The organism is Stenotrophomonas sp. P5_B8 (assembly GCF_054049855.1).
Map to the genome: position 1 here is coordinate 1 of NZ_JBFULO010000327.1, position 4588 is coordinate 4588.

The following is a 4588-nucleotide window of genomic DNA, read 5'->3' on the forward strand; positions in this document are numbered from 1 at the left end:
GTGTACAAGCCGCTCGAACCGATCTTCCAGTCCGTCACCAGCCGCACCGACCCGAACATCACCACCGTCCAGGTCAAGGAAATCAGCCAGAGCGACGCCGCGCCGATCAAGCGCTACGAGCCCGGCCACCCGCTGGCCGACGGCGACGGCTACATCTACCAGCCCGACGTCGACCCGGTGGCGCAGATGGTCAACCTCATCTCCACCTCGCGCAATTACCAGGCCGGCGTGGAAATGCTGACCACCGCCAAGGAACTGGCGCTGGCCACCCTGACCATGGGTCGCTGACCCTTTTCTTTACAGGACATACCGTCATGAGCAGCACCAGCGGCGTCGGCCAGAACGGCAGCGATATCTACAGCGCGCTCGGCCTCAACGCGCCCAACAGCGACACCAGCAAGAAGAAAAGCACCCTGGACCAGGCCGATTTCCTGCGCCTGATGACCGAACAGCTGCAGCACCAGGATCCGCTCAAGCCCATGGACAACACCCAGATGGTGGCGCAGATGGCGCAGCTGTCCCAGGTGCAGGGCATCACCGACCTCAACACCACGGTGAAGGGCTTCCAGGACCAGATGTCCAGCGACCAGATCCTGCGCGGTGCTGCGCTGGTCGGCCATGACGTGCTGGTGCCCTCGACCAAGTGGCAGCTGGAGGCCGAAGGCAACACCAACGGCATGGTCGCTGCCTCCGGCGCGGGCTTTGTCAACGTGGAAATCACCGATGCCAACGGCGTCAAGGTCAACACGTTGAGCGTGGAAGCCAAGGCCGCCGGCGAAGTGACCTTCGACTGGGATGGCAAGGATGCCAACGGCAATCGGCTGCCGCCGGGCAGCTACTCGATCGCCGCCACCTTCACCGACAGCGCCGGCGCCAAGAACAAGGTCAACACCTACGTCGAGGCCCCGGTGGAGAGCGTCACCGTCGGCTCGGACGGCCTGTACCTCAACCTCAAAGGCCTGGGCACGGCCCCGATCGACTACGTGCTCCGCATCAGCTGAGCCGCCCTACCCCGCATACCAGGAGCAATCCCATGGGCTTCAACATTTCGTTGTCCGGCATCAACGCAGCCAATGCCGACCTGAACGTCACCGCGAACAACATCGCCAACGTCAACACCACCGGGTTCAAGGAATCGCGCGCCGAGTTCGCCGACCTGTTCTCGGCCACCAGCTATGGCCTGTCCAAGAACGCGGTCGGTTCGGGCGTGCGCCTGACCAACGTGGCCCAGCAGTTCTCGCAGGGCAACAACGAACAGACCGGGCGCAGCCTGGACATGGCCATTTCCGGTGAGGGCTTCTTCACCATGTCCATGAACGGGGCCCGCGTGTATTCGCGCGCCGGCAACTTCCAGACCGACCAGGCCGGCTACGTCACCAACCCGCAGGGCGCKCGCCTGCAGGTGTTCGCCCCCAACGCCGACGGCACCAGCTTCGATGCCGGCCGCCTGGTCGACCTGCAGCTGCTCACCACCGACAGCCCGCCCAGGCAGACCAGCAAGGTCAACGTCAGTTTCACCCTGCCGGCCGACGCCAAGGTGCCCACGGTGGGCGTGTTCGACCCGACCGATTCCAACAGCTACAGCCAGTCCACCGGCGGTATCACCGTGTACGACTCGCTGGGCGTCAGCCACACGCAGACTTCGTACTTCGTCAAGACCGCCGACCCGAACCAATGGCAGGTCTACAACTACGTCGATGGCCAGGCCGCCGGCGCGCCGACCACGCTGACCTTCAACAACGCCGGCGCGTTGACCGCCCCGGCCAACGGCCAGATCACGCTGGCCCCGTTCACGCCGAGCACCGGCGCCGGCCAGCTGGCGCTGACCCTGGACATCAGCGGGTCCACCCAGTACGGCGAGAAGTTCGCCCTGCGCAACACCCAGCAGGACGGCTACGCCGCCGGCAAGCTCAACGAAGTGACCGTGTCCGAGGAAGGCGTGGTTTACGCGCGCTACTCCAACGGCGATGACAAACCGCTGGGCCAGGTCGCGCTGACCACCTTCAACAATGCACAGGGCCTGGAAGCCAAGGGCAACAACCTGTGGGTGGAAACCTTCAGCTCGGGCACGCCGCGTACCGGTGCACCGGACAGCTCCAACCTGGGCAAGGTCCAGGCCGGTTCGCTGGAAGCCTCCACGGTCGACCTGACCGAGCAGCTGGTCAACATGATCACGGCCCAGCGCAACTTCCAGGCCAATTCGCAGATGGTCTCGACCATGGACCAGATCACCCAGACCATCATCAACATCCGTTGATGAGCCACTGACCGCATCACGGGATTACAACGATGGACAAGGCGCTCTACGTAGCGATGACCGGTGCACGTGCTTCGCTGCAGGCACAGGGCACGCTCTCGCACAACCTGGCCAACACCGATACCCCTGGTTTCAAGKAAGCCCTGGCCAATACCGAGGCGTTCCCGATCAAGGGCACCGGCTATGCCTCGCGCGTGGACGCCCTGCACGTCGACGCCGGCTTCAACCGGCGCATGGGCGCGCAGCAGATCACCGGCAACCCGCTGGACCTGTCGCTGCAGTCGGGCAACTGGCTGGCGGTGCAGGCCCCGGCGGGCGGCGGTGAGGCCTATACCCGTGGTGCGGCACTCTCGATCACCCCCAATGGCCAGCTGGTGACCGCCGGTGGCCATCCGGTGCTGGACGAGAACGGTGCGCCGATCGCCATTCCGCCGCACCAGGCCATGGACATCGGCAACGACGGCACGATCTCGATCATCCCGCTGGGCGAAGGCCCGCAGACCATGGCCAACATCGGCCGTATCCGCGTGGTCGCCGCGGCCGATGAACGGCTGGAGCGCGGCCTGGACGGGTTGATGCGCAACACCGACCCGCAGCAGCCCTTCGTGCAGGCCCAGGGCAAGTCGCTGGAAAGCGGCCAGCTGGAAGGCAGCAACGTGGACGCGGCCGGCGCGCTGGTGCAGATGATCCAGCTGCAGCGCCAGTACGAAATGCAGGTGAAGGTGATCAAGCACGGCGACGACAACGCCCGTAGCGCCAACAGCCTGCTGCGACTGGGCGGTTGAGCCGCGGCGATGCGCGATTGACGGGGCACCCACGGGGCCCCGACGGAATTCCGGCGCGGTTCTGGCACAGCCCATGCATCGCTCCCCGTGACGGCCGCCCCGGGTGGCCACCCGCAACAGACAAAGGAACATCGCCATGAACCAGGCATTGTGGATCGCCAAGACCGGACTGGATGCGCAGCAGACGCGCATGTCGGTGGTTTCCAACAACCTCGCCAACACCAACACCACCGGTTTCAAGCAGGACCGTGCCAGCTTCGAAGACCTGCTGTACCAGCAGGTGCGCCAGCCGGGCGGTTCTTCGTCCGCACAGACGCAGCTGCCCACGGGCCTGCAGCTGGGCACCGGCGTACGCGTGGTGGCCACCTCGAAGAACYTCGAGCAGGGCAGCCAGCAGCAGACCGGCCGCGCGCTGGATGTGATGGTCAACGGCCGCGGTTTCTTCGAAGTGCAGATGCCCGACGGTTCTTCGGCGTATACGCGTGATGGGTCGTTCCAGCGCAACCAGGATGGCGAGCTGGTGACCAACAGCGGCTACCCGGTGCAGCCGGGCATCCAGATCCCCGAAGGCGCGCAGTCGCTGACCATCGGGACCGACGGCACCATCAGCGTAAAGATGGCCGACGACGCGGCGTCGGTGGAAATCGGCGCGCTGACCCTGACCGACTTCGTCAATCCGGCCGGCCTGCAGGCCCGCGGTGAAAACCTGTTCCTGGAAACCACCGCCTCCGGCCCCGCGCAGAACGGCAACCCCGGCCTGAACGGCCTGGGCAGCGTGGTGCAGGGCGCGCTGGAAGGCAGCAACGTCAACGTCGTGGAAGAGCTGGTGTCGATGATCGAAACCCAGCGCGCCTACGAAATGAACGCCAAGGCGATCTCCACCACCGACGCGATGCTCGGCTACCTCAACCAGAACGTCTGATCGGTCGAACCGGGAACCCTGCCATGTCGTACCTGCGCCCTACCCTCCGCATGCTCTCGGCCAGTGCCGTTGTCGCCCTGCTCGGCGGCTGCGTCATCGCCGGCGATGTCCGCCCCTACCCGGCGATGGCGCCGGTCACCCCGATCATCGCGCCCACCGCGCAGGCCACGGCCGGTGCGATCTACGCCGCCGGCCCGGGCCTGCAGCTGTATTCGGACCGGCGCGCACGCGATGTCGGCGACCTGCTGACCATCACCCTGACCGAGAACACCACCGCGCAGACCACCGCCAACACCACCACCGCCAAGGAATCGGACCTGAGCATCGGCACCCCGACCGTGTTCGGCGCGCCGGTGACACTGGGCGGCAAGGACATCCTCAGCGCCAGCGCCAAGGGTTCGCGCRACTTCGCCGGCAAGGGCACCACCGCGCAGAGCAACCGCCTGCTCGGCAGCGTGACCGTCACCGTGGTGCAGCGCCTGCCCAACGGCAACCTGGTGGTCCAGGGCGCCAAAAACCTGCGCTTGAACCAGGGCGATGAGCTGGTGCAGGTGCAGGGCATCGTGCGCGCGGCGGACATCTCCCCGGACAACACCATTCCTTCCAGCCGCGTTGCCGATGCCC

6 protein-coding genes are annotated in these 4588 nt (G+C 66.0%); all 6 read left to right on the forward strand.

The features are described 5' to 3' along the window. A partial coding sequence (locus ACXJKH_RS15560; protein WP_457320624.1) for a flagellar basal body rod C-terminal domain-containing protein occupies positions 1 to 288 on the forward strand: 288 nt, incomplete at its 5' end. A gap of 26 nt (positions 289 to 314) precedes the next feature. Further along, positions 315 to 1001, forward strand: coding sequence for a flagellar hook assembly protein FlgD (locus ACXJKH_RS15565; protein ID WP_457320626.1), 687 nt, complete (start codon positions 315 to 317; stop codon positions 999 to 1001). Between the two features lie 32 nt (positions 1002 to 1033). Then, positions 1034 to 2257 (forward strand): flagellar hook protein FlgE, encoded by a 1224-nt coding sequence (gene flgE / locus ACXJKH_RS15570; protein ID WP_457320628.1) that lies wholly within the window; start codon positions 1034 to 1036, stop codon positions 2255 to 2257. A 32-nt stretch (positions 2258 to 2289) separates the two neighbouring features. Beyond that, positions 2290 to 3042, forward strand: coding sequence for a flagellar basal body rod protein FlgF (locus ACXJKH_RS15575; RefSeq protein ID WP_457320630.1), 753 nt, complete (start codon positions 2290 to 2292; stop codon positions 3040 to 3042). A gap of 136 nt (positions 3043 to 3178) precedes the next feature. Beyond that, a complete protein-coding gene (flgG, locus tag ACXJKH_RS15580) occupies positions 3179 to 3964 on the forward strand; it encodes a flagellar basal-body rod protein FlgG (RefSeq protein ID WP_457320632.1) in 786 nt (261 codons plus the stop codon). 23 nt (positions 3965 to 3987) lie between these two features. After that, on the forward strand, positions 3988 to 4588 hold a 601-nt coding region (gene flgH / locus ACXJKH_RS15585), incomplete at its 3' end, for a flagellar basal body L-ring protein FlgH (RefSeq protein WP_457320634.1).

Coding starts and splice junctions, on each gene's coding strand:
- ACXJKH_RS15565 (WP_457320626.1), top strand. CDS start 315: ATGAGCAGCACCAGCGGCGTCGGCCAGAACGGCAGCGATATCTACAGC.